Origin of the sequence: Exiguobacterium sp. s128 (assembly GCF_018618815.1) — a bacterium.
GTDB lineage: Bacteria > Bacillota > Bacilli > Exiguobacteriales > Exiguobacteriaceae > Exiguobacterium_A > Exiguobacterium_A antarcticum.
Map to the genome: position 1 here is coordinate 27,701 of NZ_JACSMT010000014.1, position 20,343 is coordinate 48,043.

The following is a 20,343-nucleotide window of genomic DNA, read 5'->3' on the forward strand; positions in this document are numbered from 1 at the left end:
TAGCTAAATCGTTTACATGAGCTTCCTGTAACGAGCGTAAATGGCTGAGGATGGAAAGAGGAGCGAATGACTGGTGGACAAAGTTCGAGTTTGGAGCGAACAGCCGATGGGAAAAGGATGGGTGGCGACATGTCATCATCAAATCGATCGTTATCGCTTCACGACAGGAGAGTGGTTTCTGAACGCAAGCTTACTTGCCTTTTCAATCGAACAGGATGCGGATATGTTACCGGACGTGCTTCCGAACGAGTTGAATATCCCGCTGGTATCTGAACGGATGAAACGGGCACTGGAACGGTTGACACCGTTTTCTATACAGTGCCTTCGTGTCCAACTAAAGACACGGTCGGGATTAAACAATTACTATCTCATCAATATACTAGCGGTAAGACGGGTGGAGCATCTACATAAGACGGAGATTTTCCGGACCATTCGGAAAAGACAGGTCTATTTCATGACGGAGCGCATCGTCAGTGAATCGCTTGGTCCCCACCACATCTTACGGGATGAACGTACGAATCGTATTTTCCTCTCGAATACGCTAGCGCGGTATTTGGAACAACTAGCCGTGACAGGCGTACATTTTGGCGAGATAAATCGAATGGAGGAAATCATATGAAACAGTACACGGTCGATAATTGGATCACACTTCAATATCCACAAACGTTTGAATATCAGGAAGAGGAAACGTTCGTTAGTTTTTATTCGACGGAAGAAAATGCGATGGGAACGTTACAGTTATCCATCTATGAGTCGGATACGGAAGAACTGACACCGTTTGAAGCAGCCGAGCAAGAAATCAATTTGTTGGTAGAAGAGTTTGGGATCGAACTGACCGGACCCCTCGAAGCACGTCGGAACTCATCAAAAGAAGCACTTCTTGCTGTTGATGGGAAAGAAGAAGAAGTCTTCATCCGAATTTTTGCCTATTCGGATGGCGAACGTCTTGTTCTGTTGACATATTCTGCTGACCGAGAGTCATTGGAACTAGAAGAAATCGAAACAATGATCTTATCTTTGAACTGGATTCATTAAGATTAAAAGCGGGGCGTCCTCTAAGTTAGAGGGCGTCCCGCTTTTTGTTGTGATTATTAATGTCCTTGTTTTCGGACGGAAGAAGGATGACGCGAGCCGACTTGTTTATTCAGCCAACCGGCGATATCCGCAAACACACGAATTCGTTCGAATTCATGAAATAGTTCATGACGCAAACCACGATAGATAGTGAGCTGAACCCCTTCGACACGAACGCGATTGTAGGCATCAAACAGTGTATGGATTCCTTTCCCGTCAAAAGCGACTGGATCATCTTCTCCGGCAGTAAGCAGCAAAGGCAAGTGACGGGGATGTTGATACAGATAGGCGAGGGAATTGACGGCTTTCGTTGCCGCTAACAATTCATAAAAGAATCCAAGCGTCACCGTCTGACCCGACAACATGTCTTCATCGTATCGTAAGACCGATTGGGGATCCGAGGATAACCAGGCATTCGGAGAGAGCGCTGGGAAAAACCGTAAGTTGTACCGACCGAAAATCAATTTACTCATACCTTCCGCTGGATGACGCGAAGACGTTTGTTCCATCAAGCGTTGTACGATTTTTTTGCTGAGCGTTCCGAGAAGTCCGCTGTCCGTAGGAGGACCACTTGCGATGACGCCTGCTAGCTCATGACCAAGTGTTTGACCGAGTCGTCTCGAAATCAAGGAACCAAAACTATGACCAAATACAAAAATCGGTAAGTCTGGATAACGGTCCTTGATGTCGTAAACTAATTCTTCAGCATCTTGTACTAACTGATCAAATCCTTCATTAGGTTCTAAGTGCCCAAGCGAATCCAATTGTTCTGCACGTGTACCAAAACAACGTAAATCCGGAATGATGGTGTGGTAGTGGTGGGCATAAAGAAATTCGGCAAATTCTTGATAACGTGCGCCGTGTTCCATCATTCCGTGAAAAACGATGACAACACCCTTCGGCGCCGTAGCTTCAAGCAGATGCATCGTCGTCGTATAACCGTCTGATGCAATCCAGTGTGTATGGTCGATTGTCACATCTATCATCCTTTCTTGATTAAGAAAGCCCGAATATCGTTCCATCTTCAGAAATTCCCATCGTATTAGCAGCCGGTGTTTTAGGTAAACCTGGCATGGTTAATACATTCCCGGTCAAAGCGACAATGAACCCAGCTCCGATTGCCGGTCTGATTTCGCGAACCGTGATGGTAAATCCTTCGACGCGGCCGTATTTACTTGGATCGTCCGTCAATGAGAAGGGGGTTTTCGCCATACAGATTGGTAAATGACCTAATCCTTGTTCCGTGCAACGCTCAAGTTCGCGTAAAGCTTTTTCTTCAAAATGGACACCTGCCGCACCGTAAACACGTTTTGCAATCCGCTCGATTTTTTGTGTGAGCGGTAAATCTGCTGGATAAAGGGGAGTGAACTGGCTGTCTTCTTCGATTGCTTCGAAAACCTGTTCGACTAGTGTTTCTCCACCAGCCCCCCCTTGACTAAACACTTCGCTTTCTGCTACCCGAATCTTACGTTCCCGGCACCACTCGAGTACGGTTTGGCGTTCAATATCCGTATCGCTTGAAAAGCGGTTCAGTGCGACGACCGCAGGAACACCAAACAAATCCATCGTCTCAACATGTTTCTCGAGCAAAGCAAGTCCCTCGACTAATGCAGATAAGTTTTCTTCTGCCAATTGATTTTTTGCAACACCACCATGCATTTTTAACGCCCGGACAGTTGCGACTAGAACGACGGCATCCGGATGTAGATCGCCAATTCGTGATTTGATATTAAAGAATTTTTCTGCTCCGAGATCCGCTCCGAATCCAGCTTCTGTGACGACATAATCGCTTAATTTGAGGGCGGTTCGCGTCGCGATCAGCGAATTACATCCATGGGCAATGTTGGCGAACGGTCCACCATGAATCAACGCGGGAGTCCCTTCGACGGTTTGGACAAGGTTTGGACGGAATGCCTCTTTTAAAAGTAACGTCGCAGCACCAGAAGCCTGGATATCTTTCACCGTAATCGGTTGTTGTTCGTACGAGTACGCTACGACGATTCGGCTAATACGCTCTTCTAAATCAGCGATGGAATCGGCGAGGCAGAGAACCGCCATGATTTCTGATGCGACCGTGATGTCAAAGCCATCTTGACGGGGAATCCCATGAGCCGCTCCGCCGAGGCCAATCGTGATATTACGTAACGCCCGGTCATTCAGATCGAGGACACGTTTCCACGTGATGCGACGTGGGTCAATCCGTAAGTCGTTTCCTTGATGGAGATGGTTATCCAGCAAGGCACTGATCGTATTATGGGCCGAGGTGATGGCATGCATGTCTCCTGTAAAGTGGAGGTTGATTTCTTCCATCGGTAAGACTTGGCTGTAACCTCCACCACAAGCGCCACCTTTTAATCCCATCGTTGGTCCGAGTGACGGTTCCCGTAAACAAATCATCGCTTTATGATTGAGGCGATGCAAGGCCTGACCAAGTCCGACCGTGACAGTCGATTTTCCTTCACCGGCAGCCGTCGGATTGATGGCTGTGACGAGAATCAATTTTCCATCGGCTTTCGTCGCTAACCGTTCGGCTAATCCATCTGCTAACTTGGCTTTGTACTTTCCGTACGTATCGTAATCCGCATCGGTCAGCCCGACTTGCTTAGCGATTTCAGAAATAGGTCGTAACGTCGTTTGTTGGGCAATCTCTAGATCAGAACGAATGGTTTTCTCCATGGCATACTCTTCCTCTCAAGATGAATTTCTCTATATTTCTTTATAGTAGCTTATCTGAAACGAGCACGCCAAACAATCGTTCAATATTTTCCACCCAACGTGTCAAATGGTTACGTTTTCATTTTGCTTTGAATTCCGTACTGTTAAAGGTAGAGGAGGGATGATCGATGGCAGTAGGCAATAAGAAAAAAGTAAAACGTGGACTTGAATTCTGGATGTTCGTCGGACCGGTTTTTTTAGTTTTTGCAGTGATTGTTCTCGTACCTTTTTTTAATGGTGTCATGTACTCATTCACGGACTGGAACGGGATTACAGGAGAATTGAACTGGATCGGGTTGGATAACTATGTACGACTCTTTACGGTCGATGAACAGTTCCAGCAGTCGTTTTGGTTAACGACAAGATACACCGTCGTTGCAGTCATCTTGACTAATTTAGTCGGATTCATCTTAGCGTTTTTACTCACACAAAATATTCGGACGCGGAATTTTTTACGGACAATCTTCTTCATGCCGAACTTGATTGGCGGATTGATTCTCGGATTCGTCTGGCAGTTCATTTATGTTAAAGGATTTGCCTCGATCGGAGAGCTGACAGGGTGGAGTTTATTTGAACTTCCATGGCTCGGTGACGCTCAAACCGGATTTTGGGGAATTGTCATCGTTTCGGTCTGGCAGGGCGGTGGCTACATCATGGTCATCTATATCGCTGCCTTACAGAATGTCCCGCAGGAACTGGTTGAAGCAGCGAAAATTGATGGGGCGAACCGGTTGTCGACGTTACGGAACATCACGATTCCACTCATCATGCCGTCGGTTACAATCTGCCTATTCTTAACGATTTCATGGTCGTTCAAACTGTTTGATACGAACTTGTCCCTGACAAATGGTGGACCATTTAAATCAACAGAAATGCTGGCCTTGAACATCTATAAGGAATCATTTACAAACAATAATCTCGGACTTGGTTCGGCCAAAGCGATCATCTTCTTTGTTGTCGTCGCAGCGATTACCGTGACACAAGTCTACTTGACGAAAAAACGGGAGGTGGAAGCATGAGTACGGCCCAACCTTTACCGAAACCAGAACTGAAGCCGGAGCAACCGGCACCGAAAAAGCGTGGACGTTATTCAGTCCGTCTAGGAACTGTTGAAATTGCCGCGGTCTTGATAGGGTTACTCTACATGATTCCGTTTTATTACGTCATCTCCAACTCGTTTAAGACACAAGGAGACATCTTTACCAATACGTCTGGGCTTCCGAAAGAATGGATTACGTCCAATTACACGGATGCGTGGGAAGCGATGAATTTCGGGAAAGTTTTCTTGAACTCTGTCATCATCACCGTCGGCGCCAATGCCGTCATCGTCATTTTCTGTTCGATGGCTGCTTGGAAGCTGGTCCGAACGAAAAGCCGTCTATCAACCATCGTCTTTTTCCTGTTCGTCGCAGCGATGATCATTCCGTTTCAGTCGATCATGATTCCGTTATCGAAGTTATCTGGTGATTTGGGTCTGCAAAACAGCTACTGGGGCTTGATCTTGATGTATCTTGGTTTCGGCTCCGGCTTATCGATTTTCTTATATCATGGATTCATGAAGTCGATTCCGGAAGAGATCGAAGAGGCTGCAATCATCGATGGTTGTTCGCAGTGGGGTGTCTTTTGGCGAATCGTCTTCCCGTTACTCAAACCAATCACGGTGACGATCGTCATCTTGAATACACTTTGGATCTGGAATGACTTTTTACTGCCGTCATTGATGTTGCGTGACGTTGAACTGCGGACGATTCCGCTCGCGACGTTCTATTTCTTTGGTCAGTATACGAAGCAATGGGATTTAGCGCTTGCCGGATTAATTCTCGGTATCATTCCGCTCTTGCTCTTCTTCTTTGCGATGCAAAAACAAATTATTCAAGGAATTACGAGTGGTTCCATCAAATAAGATGTAAGCGCGTTCTCGCTTCGGCGGGAACGTTTTTTGTTGGGATAGTTAATCTGATTAGTCAGATTATTTTATTTTTTTTTGAAAAAAAGGCTTTTCAAATGCTTTGCGGATGGTGTACGATGTTCTCAATTCAATTGTAACAACGACGTTGAAAGGAAGAGTAACATCTTGTAAGACCGGATTAGCGAGCTGGGGACGGTGAAAGCCCAGTCGGACACAAGTTGCGAAGAACATCCTGGAGTCGCTACCCGAACACAAAAGTCAGTAGGCGTAGCCGGAGTTGCCTGTCCGTTATCATATGGCCGAAGATTGAGATGATAAATGATCATCAGTCTTTTGAGTGAGCAGCTGAGCTGTTAACATGGGTGGTACCGCGGAACCGAGTCTTTCGTCCCATATTCTTGGGAGAGAAGGGCTCTTTTTTATGGCTTCTTTTTCAAACACACAATTGAGGAGGAAGAATACCATGACAACACTCGTATCGATGAAACAGACACAGGAAGCGATCACACTCGTAAAAAAACGCTTTGAGGAGCAATTCTCATCCCAACTCGGATTGACACGCGTCGAAGCCCCGTTGTTCGTTGAAAGCACATTAGGGGTCAACGATCATCTCAACGGAATTGAACGTGTCATTCGCTTTGATGCGATTGACCATCAGGCAGAACTTGAGATCGTTCAATCCCTTGCGAAGTGGAAACGCCAGGCGCTCCATACGTACGGATTTGCAAAAGGTGAAGGGTTATACACGTTGATGCACGCAATTCGCCGGGATGAAGTGTTGGATGCAACGCATTCGATTCACGTTGATCAATGGGACTGGGAACGAATCATTTCTAAAGAAGAGCGGACGATTGACTACTTGCAAACGACAGTTCGTGCGATTTATCAATCGATTCACCAAGTAGAACGTGAAGTCGAAGAACAGTTTGGAATCGAGGCGATCTTGCCCGAGACGATTCATTTCATGACGACACAAGAACTCGAAGATGCCTATCCGACCCTTTCAAGCAAAGAACGGGAGACGGAAGTGACGAAAGAGCACGGAGCGGTCTTCTTGATGCAAATCGGTGGTGCCTTGGCATCTGGTGAAAAACATGATGGACGAGCGGCAGATTATGATGACTGGACGCTCAACGGTGATATCCTGGTTCACCACCCGGAAATCGGCGCATTCGAACTTTCGTCGATGGGTATTCGTGTCGACCGGGCAACGTTACTTGCACAAATCGAAACGACAGGCGAACATTCGAAACTTGATTTCCCATTCCATCAAGGTGTGTTGGACGAAGCTTTACCACTGACGATTGGTGGAGGAATCGGTCAATCTCGGATGGCGATGTTCCTGTTGAAGAAGCGTCACATTGGTGAAGTCCAAGCATCTGTTTGGTCAGAAGAGACACGGACGGAGTACCGTCAGCAAGGTGTCCACCTCTTATAACGGCGAGTTGAGTGATTGATTTATAGAGCAGACAATCGATCGATGTTTCCCGGCATATCATACATGCCGGGAAACATCGATTTTTTTGTCGATAAAACAAGTTCATGAGACCTCAGACGGAGGGAAGACGTGTGAAAGTAAGGTATAATGGGGATACTAACTAATAAGAAAGAGGTGGAGACATGTCAGCAATACTCATTACAGGATTAGTATTTGCTTTACTTTTCGTAGTTTTCCTTTGGTTCAACATCAAAGGGTTGCGGACGATGTGGCGTGATTATAAACGCACTGGATCGATGATGGCACTTGGCTTCTTTATCGTCGGAATCATCGGGATCTTTACAGGTGTCTGGACGACGCTCGTCGTCATCATTTATTATCTTCTTCGTCCTGCACGAGGCTGATTCAGAGGAGTGGTTGGATGTTAGAATGGTTATTCTCAGCCGGAGAATCGAATCTCTGGCTGTTTTTAGGAATCATGATCTTAGGACTCGGAACGGAGTTGATTCCGGCTGAAGTCGGATTACCTTTACTTGGTCTCTACGTTTCAAATGGAACGCTAGGATGGACGGCAGCGGTTCTAATCGGCTTTGTCGGAAGTTTGATGGGGGCGACACTGTTTTATTTTCTTGGGCGTTATGCCGGTCGGCCTTTATTGATTCGTTATGGAAAGTGGTTGATGATCAAAGAACGTGAAATCGTCCAAGGTGAGCGAATCGTTTCGAAATACGGTTCATGGTCAGCACTATTTGGTCGCTTTTTCCCGGTCATTCGGTCCGTCGTCTCGATTCCATGCGGTTTGTTCAACTTGTCCTTTAAACGTTACTTAATCGCATCCAGTATTGGGCTGTTTCCGGTTTCCTTGTTCTATGTCTGGTTAGGAGAGCGGTTTGGCGTTGAGCGAGCAGAATCGATGCTGAAAGGGTTAGAACAAGAGTTATGGTGGATTCTTGGAATCATCGTTTTAGGGATTGCCGGGTATATTCTGTATCGTCGATTAAAAGCAAAACGATAATCATCAGGGCTGACTTAATTGTTGGTCTCGAAACAGAACAGGGGTGACGGATTTCAAATCCGTCACCCCTGTTCTGTTTCATGAAGTTTTAGGAAATAAAAAGCGTTTCAGCGTTTTAATACGATGTTTTGGTGTTAATAGAAGCAACTGGTCACGTCCTTCAAAAATTGTATCTCCCCGAGGTGTGACGATTTGATCCTCTCGAATAATCGCCGTGATTAAAAACTCTTGTGGAAGATCAATCTCCGAAATCGCTTTCCCGACGAATGGATGAGAGGTTGGAATCGTCAGTTCAATGATTTCAGCATTCGGTTTACCAATCGACATGAACTCAATGACCGTTTGAATGGTCGAAGAACCGGTTTCGTTTAGATTCAGTCGTTCTGCTAAAAAGGTTAAGACACTTCCTTGAATGAGCGTGGACAGAAGAACGGTAAAAAAGACGATATTAAAGATCATTCCGGCATTATCAATACCCGCAACAAGTGGATAGGTCGCGAGTATGATCGGGACAGCTCCTTTGAGCCCGGCGAAGGAAATAAAGACTTTTTCTTGCCACGAATATTTAAAGGGTAACAAGCTCAGCCAGACAGAAACAGGGCGTGCGATGAAGATCAGAATCAATGCTAACGCAATCGAGGATAAAATCACGCGTGGATCAAGTAGTTGTTTTGGGAATACGAGTAATCCGAGCACGATGAACATCCCGATTTGAGCAAGATGTGCCATGCTCATCGTGAAGCGGACAAGCGTTTGGCGATAGACCAACTCATGGTTGCTAATATAGATGGCTGTGACGTAAACGGCTAAAAACCCACTCGCATGGACCGTATCGGCAATGCCGAACGAAAGAAAGGCAAACGACATCAAGAGAATCGGATAAAAACTAGATGAGCTTAAGTCGATTCGGTTAAGTAAAGTAGAGGCGATCCATCCGAGCAGTAGTCCGAGCAGTAATCCCACTACCATTTCCCAAACAAGTGAGGAGAGACCGGAAACAAGCGAGGCATCTTTCGGATTCGTGACGAATTCAAGGAAAAAGACGGTCAGGAAAACAGCCATCGGATCATTTGTGCCTGATTCGAGTTCTAAGGTCGAACCGATTTTCCGCCGAACCGATTGTCCGCTGAGGACCGAAAAAATTGCGGCGGCGTCCGTCGATCCAACGATTGCCCCTAACAAAAAGGCATTGGCCCAACTGAAGCCAAGAATGTAGTGGGAAGCGACTGCGACGATCGTCGTAGCAGTGAAGACGCCGAATGTAGCAAGTGAGAGCGAAGGACTGAGTTCTGTTTTGACTTCTTTCCAAACAGTCTGAAGTCCACCCTCGAATAAAATGATGATTAATGCCACCGTACCAAGCAATTGTGCCAACTCGGCATCGTCGAATCGGATGAATCCGGTAATATCGCTTCCGGCAATCATTCCGAGGGCGATAAAAATCAAGAGTGCCGGAATGTTGAGACGACTGGATAACTTCGTCGTCCAGACGGCGATGAATAACAGTAAACCAATCAGTAAAATCGTAAATTGTAGGGATATTGCATCAAACTCCTTCGTAAAGTAGTATCTACTTTTATCATACACTAATCCCGAGTTTTTCTGTCGGATAACGATTGTTCAATATTTTCCACCACACCGGACAAAATTATCCGTTTTTATTGCAAGCGTTTTCATTTAATGTAAAAGCGTAGCACGATTATCAACTCGAAAATCAGGGAGGTATCCGAATGCGTAAACGTAAATGGGCAGCACTACCGGTTGCCGCGACGGCAATGGTCGTAGCACTTGCAGCATGTGGTGGCGGTGGAACACTCAATAGTGATGACTCAAAGGACAGTGGCTCTTCCAAGGACGGAAAGACCCTCAACGTATTCCAATTTAAAGCTGAAATCGCAAAAGACATGGAGAAGATGGCGAAGGCCTACGAAAAAGAAACCGGCGTAAAAGTAGTCGTTCAAACGGTGGGTGGCGGATCGGATTATGGCGCTGCCTTGAAATCACAGTTTGCGTCAGGGAACGAGCCGGACGTCTTTAACAACGGTGGATTTACAGAAGCGAAAACATGGCAAGACAAGCTAGAAGATTTGTCAGATGAAAAATGGGTCAGTGATTTGACGGATCTGTCGAAAGAACCGATGACGATTGATGGAAAACTGTACGGTATGCCGATGAACTTAGAAGGTTATGGATTCATCTATAATAAAGAAATCTTCAAAAAAGCAGGGATTACCGAGTTACCGAAAACGTTGACTGAATTGACAGAAGCATCTAAAAAGATTAAAGCAGATGGTGTCACACCATTTTCAATCGGATATGGTGAATGGTGGATTCTTGGAAACCACTTGATGAACATCCCGATGGCGCAACAGGATGATCCGGATCAGTTCATCGCGGACTTAAACGCTGGAAAAGGGAAGTTTGAAGACAACAAACAATTTAAAGAGTTCATGAATCTGTTTGATCTAACGATCGAATACGGCAACAAAAATCCGTTGACGACGGATTACAATACACAAGTCTCCCAGTTCGCTGAAGGAAAAACAGCGATGATTCAACAAGGGAACTGGGCACAACAATTGATTACGGACGTGAATCCGGATATCGAAATGGGCTTCATCCCGATGCCGATCAATGATGATAAAGAAAAAATGGACCGACTTCCGGTTGGCGTACCGAACAACTGGGTCGTTAACAAAAACTCGAAAAATAAAGAAGAAGGTAAAAAGTTCTTGGAATGGATGGCGACATCTGAGACAGGAAAAGATTATATGGTCAACAAATTCAAGTTCATTCCTGCTTTCAAATCGATCGAAGCAGCGGATCTTGGACCACTCGCTGACGATATCATCAAGTACTCTAAAGAAGATAAAACAATCTCATGGAACTGGTTTAAATACCCGGACGGCGCTGTTAATGAATTTGGTGCCATCATGCAAGCCTATGTAGGGAAACAAAAAACATCGGAAGAGATGTTACAAGACTTTACGAAGACATGGGAAAAAATGAAGAAATAATAAAAAACGTGTTGTTTCCAAGAAAAATTGGAAACAACACGTTTTTTATTATTAATGTAGGAAAAACAATTGAATGAAAAACAGAACAGCAAACAGATAAATCAAGAAGTGGACTCGCTGTTTTTGCACAGCTTTCATGATGGGATAGATGATGAATCCAAAGGCGATTCCTGTCGCGATACTGCCAGAAAGAGGCATGATGATGATGACCATGAAGGCCGTAAATGCTTCGCTGAAATCATCCCAGTCAATCTGTTTGATGTTTTGGAGCATCAAGGCACCGACCAACAATAAAGCAGGTGCGGTAATGGCAGGGACGTTAGAAATCGACTGAACGATCGGACCGAAGACCGCAGCGAGTGCAAATAAGATGCCGACCGTGACAGACGTTAAACCTGTTCGCCCACCAGCTGCGACACCGGAAGCTGATTCGACGTAAGCCGTCGTTGGACTGGTTCCGAACATTGATCCGACAATCATCGCCGTCGAATCGGATAACAAGGCCCGTTCACTGTTTTTTAAAGTACCATCTTTTTCAATCAGACCAGCTTGTTCGCCGACTGCGACCATCGTACCGGTCGTATCAAACATCGTCACAAGGACAAAGGACAGGACTCCGCTGAACAAACCGTATTGGATGACATCTTGGATAGCCGATAACGGATTCGCGACAAGGATTCCTTCCGGTAAGGTCGGGAAAGCTACCAACGTTTTAGAAAATGTCAGCTCTCCCGTAAAGAAAGCGAGTAATCCGGAGAGTAACATCGCGTAGAGGAGACCGCCGGGTACACGCTTGACCGTTAAGATGGCGGCAACGAGCAGACCAATCAATGTGATGAGTGCTTCCGGTGACGTCAATGATCCAATGGTGATCAGTGTTGCCGGATCAGCAATCAGAATGCCAGACATTTTTAAACCGAGTGAGGCGATGAATAGACCAATCCCGCCTGTGATGGCTAGTTTAAGTGTCGCCGGAATGACCTCGATGAGTTTCGTCCGTAAAGGTGACAAGGACAAAAGAAGAAAAATCAGTCCCGCTACAAAAACGACAGACAAAGCCGTTTGATAAGGAATTTTTTCACCGATGACGAGGGTATACGTAAAATAAGCATTTAACCCCATACCCGGTGCAACAGCAATCGGAAGATTGGCATAAAAGCCCATCAGTAACGTTCCGACAAGTGTCGCGATGATTGTTGCCGAGAAGGCTTGATCTTGAGGAATTCCCGCTTCCGATAAGATGGTGGGGTTAACGAAAAGAATGTAGGCCATCGTAATGAAGGTAATGAAACCCGCCTGGATTTCACGTTTGGCTGTTGTATGGTGTGCAGAAAGTTTGAACATGTGTCAGAAACCACCTTAATCTAAAAAAGTTTGTTAAAAACGAACATTAACGATGTTATAGCAATATTCATTCGGAATCAAGCATTCTTTTTTGATGAAGGGAATTCTGGTGAAACAAGCAGGGAGCTAAACTAATAAAAGACATGCATGTAAGCGGATACAGCTATGCTATACTACTTATTAGAAGAAAAAGGATGGAGGGAGACGGCAGTGAAGAGCATCCGAACACGTTTGATTCGACTTGTCGTCTTGGCGATTCTGATCCCTACAACGCTTGCTACGTCAGCTTCTTACGTATATGTCCGCCACCAAAATGTAGAACAGGCCGAACGCTCGAGCCTGAACGCTTTAAAAAGAGGAAGCAACCAAATCAGTCATTATATGGAAGATGTGCGACGTTTACCGACGAGTCTCTATGCCAATCGTTCGCTGATCAACATCATGACTGTTGGGGCAGATGCAGAACTGAGCGAATCAGAAGGTGTGATTTCACGAGCGTTATTAGGTCTTTTTTTATCGAGGCAAGACATCGAGCAGCTTCATTTCGTCATCTTAAAGGGCAACTCCGAGTACTCCGTCTACAATATGAAAACCTCGAGCAGAGGAAAGTTTGATTGGTTACAAGAAACGGATTATTTTCGGTTGATGAAACAAAAAAATGGATGGTTGATTGATCCCGCTCACCGGATTGCTGCTTATAATACGCATACGATGATTCTTGATGAGGAAGAAATCGTAAGTTTTCGCTATCGGATCAACCGAGTCGAAACGGACGAGCCCCTTGGTTTTCTGTCGGTCGACATCCCGACAAGTGTGTTTAAACAACAGTTAAAGTTGTTTGAGAATTTTCCGGATGAATCACTTTGGCTGATGAATGGAAATCAACTGATTGCGAAAACAGGACAAGAACTGCCGGTCACGAACGATCGATTCACGGGGACGAACGGCAGTATGCGGGTCGGTGATTCCTTCATCGTCTACGCTAAAACAAACACACAAGGTGTCCCGATTACGTTAGTAAAGGCGATTCCCTATGCTTCAGTCGTCAAAGGGGCCAATGAAACGGCCTTGATTTTAATCTTGATTGGTGCCGTCTCCTTGATTTTAATGATCATGGCAGCGAGTCTCGTAGCCCTTGAAATCACGAAACCGATCAAACAATTGACGGCGAATGTGTGGCGAGTCGAACAAGGGGATTTATCAGCACGATTCGTAGCGACGACAAATGACGAAATTGGATTGTTGAATCGGCAATTCCAACGGATGATCCAGCGGATTGATCGATTGATCAAACGTGAGTACCGCCTTGCTCTTGAAAATCGGACGAACGAGTTGCGGGCGCTACAATCACAGTTGAATCCACACTTTTTATTCAATGCCTTACAGTCAATCGGAACAACGACATTGCAGGGAGACCGTAAAGTCGCCTATCGTTCAATCACTGGCTTGTCGCAGATGATGCGTTATTCGATGAACAACGAGCAGACGATTGTGACCTTGAAACAAGAAGTCGATCATCTTCAATCCTATATGCGTCTCCAACAACAACGTTTTCCAAATCGTTTTCGTTATATCGTCGATGTGCCGTGGCACATGAATTCGATTGAAGTCCCGAAAATGATTTTGCAGCCCTTTGCGGAAAATTACTTCAAACATGCGTTCAATCAGCAAATGGATGCGACGGAAAATTATTTGGCCTATAAAGTCAGAAGTGATGGTGACCAACTCATCATTCAAGTTGAAAACAGCGGTGTGATCATGGATCCGCCTGTGCTCGATACGATTGATCAAACGATGCGGATGCACCGGAGACCGGAAGATCGGCAAACGTCTGGAATCGGGCTACACAATATCTACGAACGCTTACTCATCTTTTATGGGGATCAAGCAAGCATGGTGCTGCAATCTCCGGCAGAAGGTGGTTTTAGAATCGTCATTCGTATTCCCGTTGAACAGGAGGAACTATGATGAATGTATTGATTGTAGACGATGAACAACATGTACGAGATGCCGTTAAATTACTCGGAGAATGGGATGAATGGAAAGTCACCAATATTTTTGAAGCAGACAATGGTATTACGGCAAAACAATTTTTGAATCAGGAAAAAATAGATTTGATGCTGACGGATGTCGAGATGCCTGGACTAGACGGTTTAAGTTTACTGGAATGGACAAAAAATCATCATCCAAAGGTCGTCACGATCGTACTGACAGGGTATGATGATTATACGTATATGCGTCGTGCGATTTTACATCAATCTTTTGATTACTTACTAAAACCGATCGACCCGGACATCTTAAACGATGCACTTGCTCGGGCGATGGAATTGCTGTGTCCTGTTCAAGAACAGGGGGAGGCGATTGATCAGATTGCAAAATACATTGCGACACATTATGCGGAAGAACTAACACTTCAACTCATGAGTGAACGCTTTTACTTAAGCCGAGAATACATTTCCAGACGGTTTAAACAACGTTTCTCCGTTAATTTATCCGATTACATTCAAACGATTCGCTTGAATCGTGCCAAGGAATTGCTCAGGGAGACAGACGCCCGGATTTATGAGATTGCGCTTGAAGTCGGGTATCATGATGACAAATATTTTCGGAAAGTGTTTAAAAAGCAGTTCGGGATGACCCCGAATGAGTTCAGAGAGTTGTTGTCTGTTTAGTCGACATTTCAAGGAGGAATCGTACATGAGCGTACACATTAACGCAACAGAAGGTCAGATTGCAGAAACGGTTTTACTTCCAGGAGATCCACTCCGGGCAAAATACATCGCCGAGACATTTTTAGAGGATGTTGTTCTCTATAACGAAGTTCGTGGGATGTACGGCTTTACAGGAACGTATAAAGGGAAAAAAGTATCGGTTCAAGGGACGGGGATGGGTGTTCCATCAATGTCGATTTATGCCAATGAATTGATTCAATCGTATGGTGCGAAAAACCTGATCCGTGTCGGGACTGCCGGTGGAATTACACCGGACGTGAAAGTCCGTGACGTCGTCATCGCGATGAGTGCTTCACACGATATGGCACAGAACCGTGTCCGTTTTAACGGACTCGACTATGCACCTACGGCATCGTTCGATCTGTTGTATAAAGCATACAACACAGCAAAAGAACACGGGATTGATGCGAAAGTCGGTCAAATCTTCACGACGGATCAATTTTATCAAGATGATTTCCATCACTTTAAAAAATGGGCGGATTTCGGTTGCCTCGCAATCGAGATGGAAGCAGCCGGTCTCTACACACTTGCTGCGAAACATAAAGTCAATGCCTTGACGATCTTAACGATTTCAGATCATCTGTTGACAGGCGAAGAAACGACAGCGGAAGAACGTCAAACGACGTTCAACGATATGATGAAGGTCGCACTCGAAACAGCGATTCAACTGTAAAGGGAAAGCGGAGAAAAGACTCTCCGCTTTTTTTGTTTGCTTCAACAGCTATGGTAGAATGAGAAGGAAGAATTGGAAGACATGACAAGGGGGAACAATCGATGGGATTGACGGTAATTGGATCAGATCTATCAAGTCGTATCGGCGTACAACGAACATTTTTCAAGACCGGTGCCACGCGGAGCGTCGCCTTCAGATTAAGTATGCTGACGTTTTTAAAACAAGCGATTGAAACGCACGAGGAAGCGATCTATGAAGCGTTGGAAGTCGACTTGAATAAAGGACGACAAGATGCGTTTACGACGGAGATTGGGTTTGTTTATGGCGAACTGAATCGAATGGAAAAACAATTGCGACGACTCGCAAAACCACGCCGTGTCGGAACACCGTTATTACATTTTGGATCAAAAAGTGAAATCCGTTTAGAACCGTACGGAAACGTGCTTGTCATCGCCCCTTGGAACTATCCATTCCAATTGGCGCTTGCCCCAGTCATTGGAGCGATTGCAGCCGGGAATACGGTTGTCCTGAAACCATCTGAATTGACGCCGAATGTCTCACGTGTCTTACGCGAAGTATTTGAGACGGCGTTCCATCAACGGTTTGGTTTAGTCATCGAAGGCGATGCCGATGTGAGTGCAGCCGTTTTAGAAGAGAAGTTTGACTATATCTTCTTTACAGGCTCGACGCGTGTCGGGAAAATCGTTCACCAGGCAGCCGCAAAACATTTAACACCGGTCACGCTTGAACTGGGCGGGAAGTCTCCGACGATCGTTCATAAAGATGCGGACTTGCGACTGGCTGCAAAACGAATTGCCTGGGGGAAATGGTTAAACGCTGGGCAAACGTGTATCGCGCCAGACTATGTATTTGTCCATCAAGACGTCCGGGAAACCTTTTTACGTTTAATTGAAGAGGAAGCATTTTCTCAGTATGGGAATGGTGTTGGTGTTGGTTCTTATGTCAAAATCGTATCCGACGGTCACTTGGAACGATTGACGAGTTACCTTGCGCAAGGTGACATTCAATTTGGTGGGCAGGTCGATCCGGAATCAAGAAAGATGGCGCCAACCGTCATGACAAACGTTTCAGCCGATTCGAAATTGATGCAGGAAGAAATCTTTGGTCCGATTTTACCGGTTTTGGTATATGAAGAAATCGAAGACGTCATCACGTTTGTCACGGATCGAGACAAACCTCTAGCACTATATCTGTTCACAGAAAATGAATTCATCAAGGAGCGGGTCTTGAACCGGATTTCCTTTGGGGGTGGTTGTGTGAACGATACATTGATGCATGTCGCTCAGCATAATTTACCGTTTGGCGGCGTTGGTGCGAGTGGAATCGGCGGCTATCATGGCAAATATAGTTTTGAGACGTTCAGCCATCAAAAAGGACTTGTCCATAATACGACGAAGTTCGATTTACCTTTCCGCTACATGCGTTCAAATACCGATTCCAAATGGATGCGCTTTTTGTTATGATGGTTGAGGTTTGATAAATATGAAGTGTCATAAAAAGTAAATTTTTTGTTGAAATAAGGAGTATGACTTTTGAAACATCATTTACGTAAGTGGATCAAGAAAATCAAACTAATTGAAACGATGTTGCATCTATTGATGCGATTGTTTGCTTGTCTGCCCGTTCGCCAACATCGAATAGTCTTCGAAAGTTTTTTGGGGAAACAGTACAGTGATAATCCACGTGCGATTTATGAAGCTTTCCAACAGGAACATCCGGAATTCGAATTGCTGTTCAGTAAAGACCGCCGGAGTACGTTTGATGATCCTGCTGTTCAAACGGTCAATCGAATGACGATTCGTTGGGTGTATCTATTGGCAACGTCACGCGTTTGGATTTCGAACAGTCGTCTTCCGTCGTGGTTATATAAACGAAAAGAAACGATTTATTTACAGACGTGGCACGGAACGCCCTTGAAAAAGCTGGCGCTCGACATGGATGAGGTTCAGATGGCGAATGCAACGACAGAACGTTATAAACAGGACTTTGCGCGTGAGGCATCGAAGTGGGATCTGTTAATTTCACCGAATGCTTATTCGAGCAAAATCTTCAGACGGGCATTTGATTTTACAGGAACGTTGCTCGAAATCGGTTATCCGCGGAATGATCTGTTTTATCAGATGACTCGACATTCGGAAATTCTCGATCGTGTCTACTCCCGTTATCACATCGACCGGACTAAAAAAATCATTCTGTACGCTCCGACTTGGCGGGATAATGAGTACGTGGCACAGGGCTCCTACTCCTTTACACTCCCGTTTTCGCTCGAACAGTTCGAAAAACGATTTGGTACGGAATATACATTATTGATTCGGATGCATTATTTAGTAGGTGATCAAGTAGATACGTCATCCTATGAGTCAGTACACAATGCATCGGATTATCCGGATATTTCCGATTTGTATATCGCGGCGGATGCCATGATCACGGATTATTCTTCCGTCATGTTTGATTATGCGCATTTGAAACGACCGATGTTGTTTTATACGTATGACTTGGAACATTATCGTGATCACTTACGAGGATTTTATTTTGATTTCGAACAAGAAGCGCCTGGTCCACTCGTCTTAGAGGAACAACGATTATTTGAAGAAATCGATCAGTTGTCGGAATGGAACAGTCGATATGGTGTACGGTTTGCGGCATTTGAAAAGAAGTTTTGCCAATGGGATGACGGAACGGCTTCTCAGCAGGCATGTCACCGTATAGTACAACTTGTCAGTAACCAGCATAAAGGAGAATCATCATGAAAAAAATCATCACGTACGGAACATTTGATTTATTGCACTGGGGACATATCAATATCCTCAAACGGGCAAAAGAAATGGGAGATTATTTAGTCGTTGCGATTTCAACGGATGAGTTTAACCGTTTGAAGCATAAAGAATCGTATCATAGTTTTGAAAATCGTAAATTAATTTTGGAATCGATTCGGTATGTAGATGAAGTCATTGCTGAAAACAATTGGGATCAAAAAATCAGTGATGTACAAGAACATCAAATTGATACGTTTGTCATGGGAGATGACTGGGCAGGTGAATTTGACTTCCTGAAAGAATATTGTGAAGTCGTTTATCTCAGCCGGACGGAAGGTATCTCGACGAGCCAAATCAAAACCGAATTAGGTAAGGGATAATAAACAAAGAAAGACCACACGATTCGTGCGGTCTTTCTTCTTGGAAGGACAGGATAAACGTGAGAGAGAGTATCGTGCAAATCTATTTGCTACTTTTTCGGATTTTCTATCGTATCTTCTGTTTGTTACCCGTGAAGCCGGTAACGCTCTTTTGGGTCACATACGGTGATAATGTAAAACCGATTAATGATGCACTCCTGACGGCATTCCCGAAAGAAAAACGTTATTTAGTTTATGATAGAAAATTTGTGAAATGCGCAGAACGATGGGCAACAGAAGATCGGTTGCCTTATCGGCGACTTCGTTTCATTCGATTGGCTTATTTATTAGCAACCTCTAAACATATCTTTATTGATAATTATATCGGTGAGTTTAGTGTCGCGCCGATTCGAAAAGGAACACAACGGGTACAGCTCTGGCATGCTGCCGGGACATTAAAACAATTTGGTTTGTCTTCGTCCAGAAGCTTACTGGTTTCTAAACGGACACGCAAACGTTTTAAGCATGTCTATCAGCGGTATGGTGATTTTATTGTACCAGGAGAACCATGTGCGACCCAGTTTTTGGCGCCACATGATTTGCCGAAAACCGTCTTTAAGCCGTTTGGAGTACCACGGACAGACTATTGGTTCGACGAACAGCATCAGGAAATCAAAGAACAATTAAAAAATGCCTATCAACAGGTCGGACGACGGATTATATTGTATGCTCCGACTTACCGGGAACATGATGGAATGGAAGGTCAGACGGTTCATCAGTTGGAACGATTGACGGATCAAGGGTGGACGATTCTTGTCAAGTTACATCCGACCGTACGCTCGGCATTTATGCATCAAATGGAGCATATTCACTTTGTAACAGATGAATATTCCATTAATGATTATCTGCTTATTACAGATGTTCTCGTCACGGACTATTCGTCCATTCCGTTTGAAAGTTGTCTGCTTGAAATTCCGACGATTCTCTATACGCCGGATATCAATACGTATCGCCAGCTACCAGGAATTATTGAATCGTATCCGGACCCACTACCTGTAGTAGCTACCGATCGAATCGAGACGGTGTTCGACTGGATCAGTTCGGATCGTGCTCTGGACGACAGCCGGATTGCGATGAGAAATTTTAAAATGTTCTGGTATGCAGAAACACCTGGGCAAGCGACGCAACGAATTATTGAATTTTATTACCCGGAAACGACGAATTAATCGTCTGGACTCATTAGAGGGATGGATTTGAAAGGAAAGAACTTTTGAATCCATCCCTTTTCAT

General features: G+C 44.9%; 19 protein-coding genes and 1 other annotated feature. Of the genes, 15 read left to right on the forward strand and 4 right to left on the reverse strand.

All coding sequences use genetic code 11. The features are described 5' to 3' along the window. Positions 1-73: 73 nt before the first annotated feature. The gene (locus KNQ13_RS07440) at positions 74-619 is read left to right on the forward strand and encodes an imm11 family protein (RefSeq protein ID WP_236624397.1); all 546 of its coding nucleotides are present in this window, start codon (positions 74-76) and stop codon (positions 617-619) included. Further along, positions 616-1,035: a hypothetical protein gene (locus KNQ13_RS07445; protein ID WP_014969577.1), complete on the forward strand. Its 420-nt coding sequence runs from the start codon at positions 616-618 to the stop codon at positions 1,033-1,035. Before KNQ13_RS07440 ends, KNQ13_RS07445 begins: the two co-directional genes overlap by 4 nt. A gap of 56 nt (positions 1,036-1,091) precedes the next feature. On the opposite strand, the gene KNQ13_RS07450 is transcribed toward KNQ13_RS07445, so the two are convergent. Then, positions 1,092-2,060 (reverse strand): alpha/beta fold hydrolase, encoded by a 969-nt coding sequence (locus KNQ13_RS07450; RefSeq protein WP_026830913.1) that lies wholly within the window; start codon positions 2,058-2,060, stop codon positions 1,092-1,094. A 10-nt stretch (positions 2,061-2,070) separates the two neighbouring features. Further along, positions 2,071-3,750, reverse strand: coding sequence for a formate--tetrahydrofolate ligase (locus KNQ13_RS07455; RefSeq protein ID WP_014969579.1), 1,680 nt, complete (start codon positions 3,748-3,750; stop codon positions 2,071-2,073). Positions 3,751-3,917: 167 nt separating this feature from the next. On the opposite strand from KNQ13_RS07455, the gene KNQ13_RS07460 reads away from it, so the two are divergent. The 5 genes from KNQ13_RS07460 to KNQ13_RS07480 all read left to right on the forward strand — a co-directional run bounded on the left by KNQ13_RS07460 (position 3,918) and on the right by KNQ13_RS07480 (position 8,151). Further along, entirely contained in the window at positions 3,918-4,808 is an 891-nt protein-coding gene (locus KNQ13_RS07460) for a carbohydrate ABC transporter permease (RefSeq protein ID WP_014969580.1), read from the forward strand. After that, entirely contained in the window at positions 4,805-5,692 is an 888-nt protein-coding gene (locus tag KNQ13_RS07465; protein ID WP_014969581.1) for a carbohydrate ABC transporter permease, read from the forward strand. The genes KNQ13_RS07460 and KNQ13_RS07465 overlap by 4 nt, the downstream gene beginning before the upstream one ends. A 142-nt stretch (positions 5,693-5,834) precedes the next feature. Continuing rightward, positions 5,835-6,094, forward strand: a binding site (T-box leader). Positions 6,095-6,161: 67 nt separating this feature from the next. Continuing rightward, positions 6,162-7,136: an aspartate--ammonia ligase gene (gene asnA / locus KNQ13_RS07470; RefSeq protein WP_026830914.1), complete on the forward strand. Its 975-nt coding sequence runs from the start codon at positions 6,162-6,164 to the stop codon at positions 7,134-7,136. Between the two features lie 182 nt (positions 7,137-7,318). Next, the gene (locus tag KNQ13_RS07475; RefSeq protein WP_014969583.1) at positions 7,319-7,540 is read left to right on the forward strand and encodes a hypothetical protein; all 222 of its coding nucleotides are present in this window, start codon (positions 7,319-7,321) and stop codon (positions 7,538-7,540) included. Positions 7,541-7,557: 17 nt separating this feature from the next. Next, complete coding sequence (locus KNQ13_RS07480) at positions 7,558-8,151, forward strand: DedA family protein (RefSeq protein ID WP_014969584.1); 594 nt, start codon at positions 7,558-7,560, stop codon at positions 8,149-8,151. Between the two features lie 78 nt (positions 8,152-8,229). Here KNQ13_RS07480 and KNQ13_RS07485 read toward each other — a convergent pair whose 3' ends face one another. Beyond that, entirely contained in the window at positions 8,230-9,738 is a 1,509-nt protein-coding gene (locus tag KNQ13_RS07485; protein WP_312846192.1) for a potassium/proton antiporter, read from the reverse strand. Between the two features lie 143 nt (positions 9,739-9,881). Here KNQ13_RS07485 and KNQ13_RS07490 point away from each other — a divergent pair, with 143 nt between their 5' ends. Continuing rightward, a complete protein-coding gene (locus KNQ13_RS07490) occupies positions 9,882-11,168 on the forward strand; it encodes an ABC transporter substrate-binding protein (RefSeq protein ID WP_014969586.1) in 1,287 nt (428 codons plus the stop codon). Positions 11,169-11,219: 51 nt separating this feature from the next. Here KNQ13_RS07490 and KNQ13_RS07495 read toward each other — a convergent pair whose 3' ends face one another. Continuing rightward, positions 11,220-12,512, reverse strand: a complete 1,293-nt coding sequence (locus KNQ13_RS07495; RefSeq protein ID WP_026830916.1) for an NCS2 family permease — start codon at positions 12,510-12,512, stop codon at positions 11,220-11,222. A 210-nt stretch (positions 12,513-12,722) separates the two neighbouring features. Between KNQ13_RS07495 and KNQ13_RS07500 the strand changes: the two genes are divergently transcribed. From KNQ13_RS07500 to KNQ13_RS07530, 7 genes are all read left to right on the forward strand, one after another. Then, positions 12,723-14,480, forward strand: a complete 1,758-nt coding sequence (locus KNQ13_RS07500) for a cache domain-containing sensor histidine kinase (RefSeq protein WP_026830917.1) — start codon at positions 12,723-12,725, stop codon at positions 14,478-14,480. Beyond that, on the forward strand, positions 14,480-15,184 hold the full coding sequence (locus KNQ13_RS07505) for a response regulator transcription factor (protein WP_251027367.1): 705 nt from the start codon (positions 14,480-14,482) through the stop codon (positions 15,182-15,184). The genes KNQ13_RS07500 and KNQ13_RS07505 overlap by 1 nt, the downstream gene beginning before the upstream one ends. Positions 15,185-15,209: 25 nt before the next feature. Then, the gene (gene deoD / locus KNQ13_RS07510) at positions 15,210-15,917 is read left to right on the forward strand and encodes a purine-nucleoside phosphorylase (protein WP_014969590.1); all 708 of its coding nucleotides are present in this window, start codon (positions 15,210-15,212) and stop codon (positions 15,915-15,917) included. A gap of 101 nt (positions 15,918-16,018) precedes the next feature. Next, positions 16,019-17,401 carry an aldehyde dehydrogenase gene (locus tag KNQ13_RS07515; protein ID WP_026830918.1) on the forward strand — a complete coding sequence of 461 codons (1,383 nt, stop codon included), beginning with the start codon at positions 16,019-16,021 and terminating at the stop codon, positions 17,399-17,401. 102 nt (positions 17,402-17,503) lie between these two features. After that, positions 17,504-18,688, forward strand: a complete 1,185-nt coding sequence (locus KNQ13_RS07520; RefSeq protein ID WP_209548222.1) for a CDP-glycerol glycerophosphotransferase family protein — start codon at positions 17,504-17,506, stop codon at positions 18,686-18,688. After that, positions 18,685-19,074 (forward strand): glycerol-3-phosphate cytidylyltransferase, encoded by a 390-nt coding sequence (gene tagD, locus KNQ13_RS07525; protein WP_014969593.1) that lies wholly within the window; start codon positions 18,685-18,687, stop codon positions 19,072-19,074. Before KNQ13_RS07520 ends, tagD begins: the two co-directional genes overlap by 4 nt. Before the next feature lie 74 nt (positions 19,075-19,148). Next, positions 19,149-20,279 (forward strand): CDP-glycerol glycerophosphotransferase family protein, encoded by a 1,131-nt coding sequence (locus tag KNQ13_RS07530; RefSeq protein WP_236624398.1) that lies wholly within the window; start codon positions 19,149-19,151, stop codon positions 20,277-20,279. The last annotated feature ends 64 nt before the right edge of the window (positions 20,280-20,343 follow it).

Coding starts and splice junctions, on each gene's coding strand:
- asnA (WP_026830914.1), top strand. CDS start 6,162: ATGACAACACTCGTATCGATGAAACAGACACAGGAAGCGATCACACTC.
- KNQ13_RS07460 (WP_014969580.1), top strand. CDS start 3,918: ATGGCAGTAGGCAATAAGAAAAAAGTAAAACGTGGACTTGAATTCTGG.
- KNQ13_RS07480 (WP_014969584.1), top strand. CDS start 7,558: ATGTTAGAATGGTTATTCTCAGCCGGAGAATCGAATCTCTGGCTGTTT.
- KNQ13_RS07490 (WP_014969586.1), top strand. CDS start 9,882: ATGCGTAAACGTAAATGGGCAGCACTACCGGTTGCCGCGACGGCAATG.
- KNQ13_RS07475 (WP_014969583.1), top strand. CDS start 7,319: ATGTCAGCAATACTCATTACAGGATTAGTATTTGCTTTACTTTTCGTA.
- KNQ13_RS07455 (WP_014969579.1), bottom strand. CDS start 3,750: ATGGAGAAAACCATTCGTTCTGATCTAGAGATTGCCCAACAAACGACG.
- KNQ13_RS07465 (WP_014969581.1), top strand. CDS start 4,805: ATGAGTACGGCCCAACCTTTACCGAAACCAGAACTGAAGCCGGAGCAA.
- KNQ13_RS07450 (WP_026830913.1), bottom strand. CDS start 2,060: ATGATAGATGTGACAATCGACCATACACACTGGATTGCATCAGACGGT.
- KNQ13_RS07505 (WP_251027367.1), top strand. CDS start 14,480: ATGAATGTATTGATTGTAGACGATGAACAACATGTACGAGATGCCGTT.
- deoD (WP_014969590.1), top strand. CDS start 15,210: ATGAGCGTACACATTAACGCAACAGAAGGTCAGATTGCAGAAACGGTT.
- tagD (WP_014969593.1), top strand. CDS start 18,685: ATGAAAAAAATCATCACGTACGGAACATTTGATTTATTGCACTGGGGA.
- KNQ13_RS07515 (WP_026830918.1), top strand. CDS start 16,019: ATGGGATTGACGGTAATTGGATCAGATCTATCAAGTCGTATCGGCGTA.
- KNQ13_RS07445 (WP_014969577.1), top strand. CDS start 616: ATGAAACAGTACACGGTCGATAATTGGATCACACTTCAATATCCACAA.
- KNQ13_RS07495 (WP_026830916.1), bottom strand. CDS start 12,512: ATGTTCAAACTTTCTGCACACCATACAACAGCCAAACGTGAAATCCAG.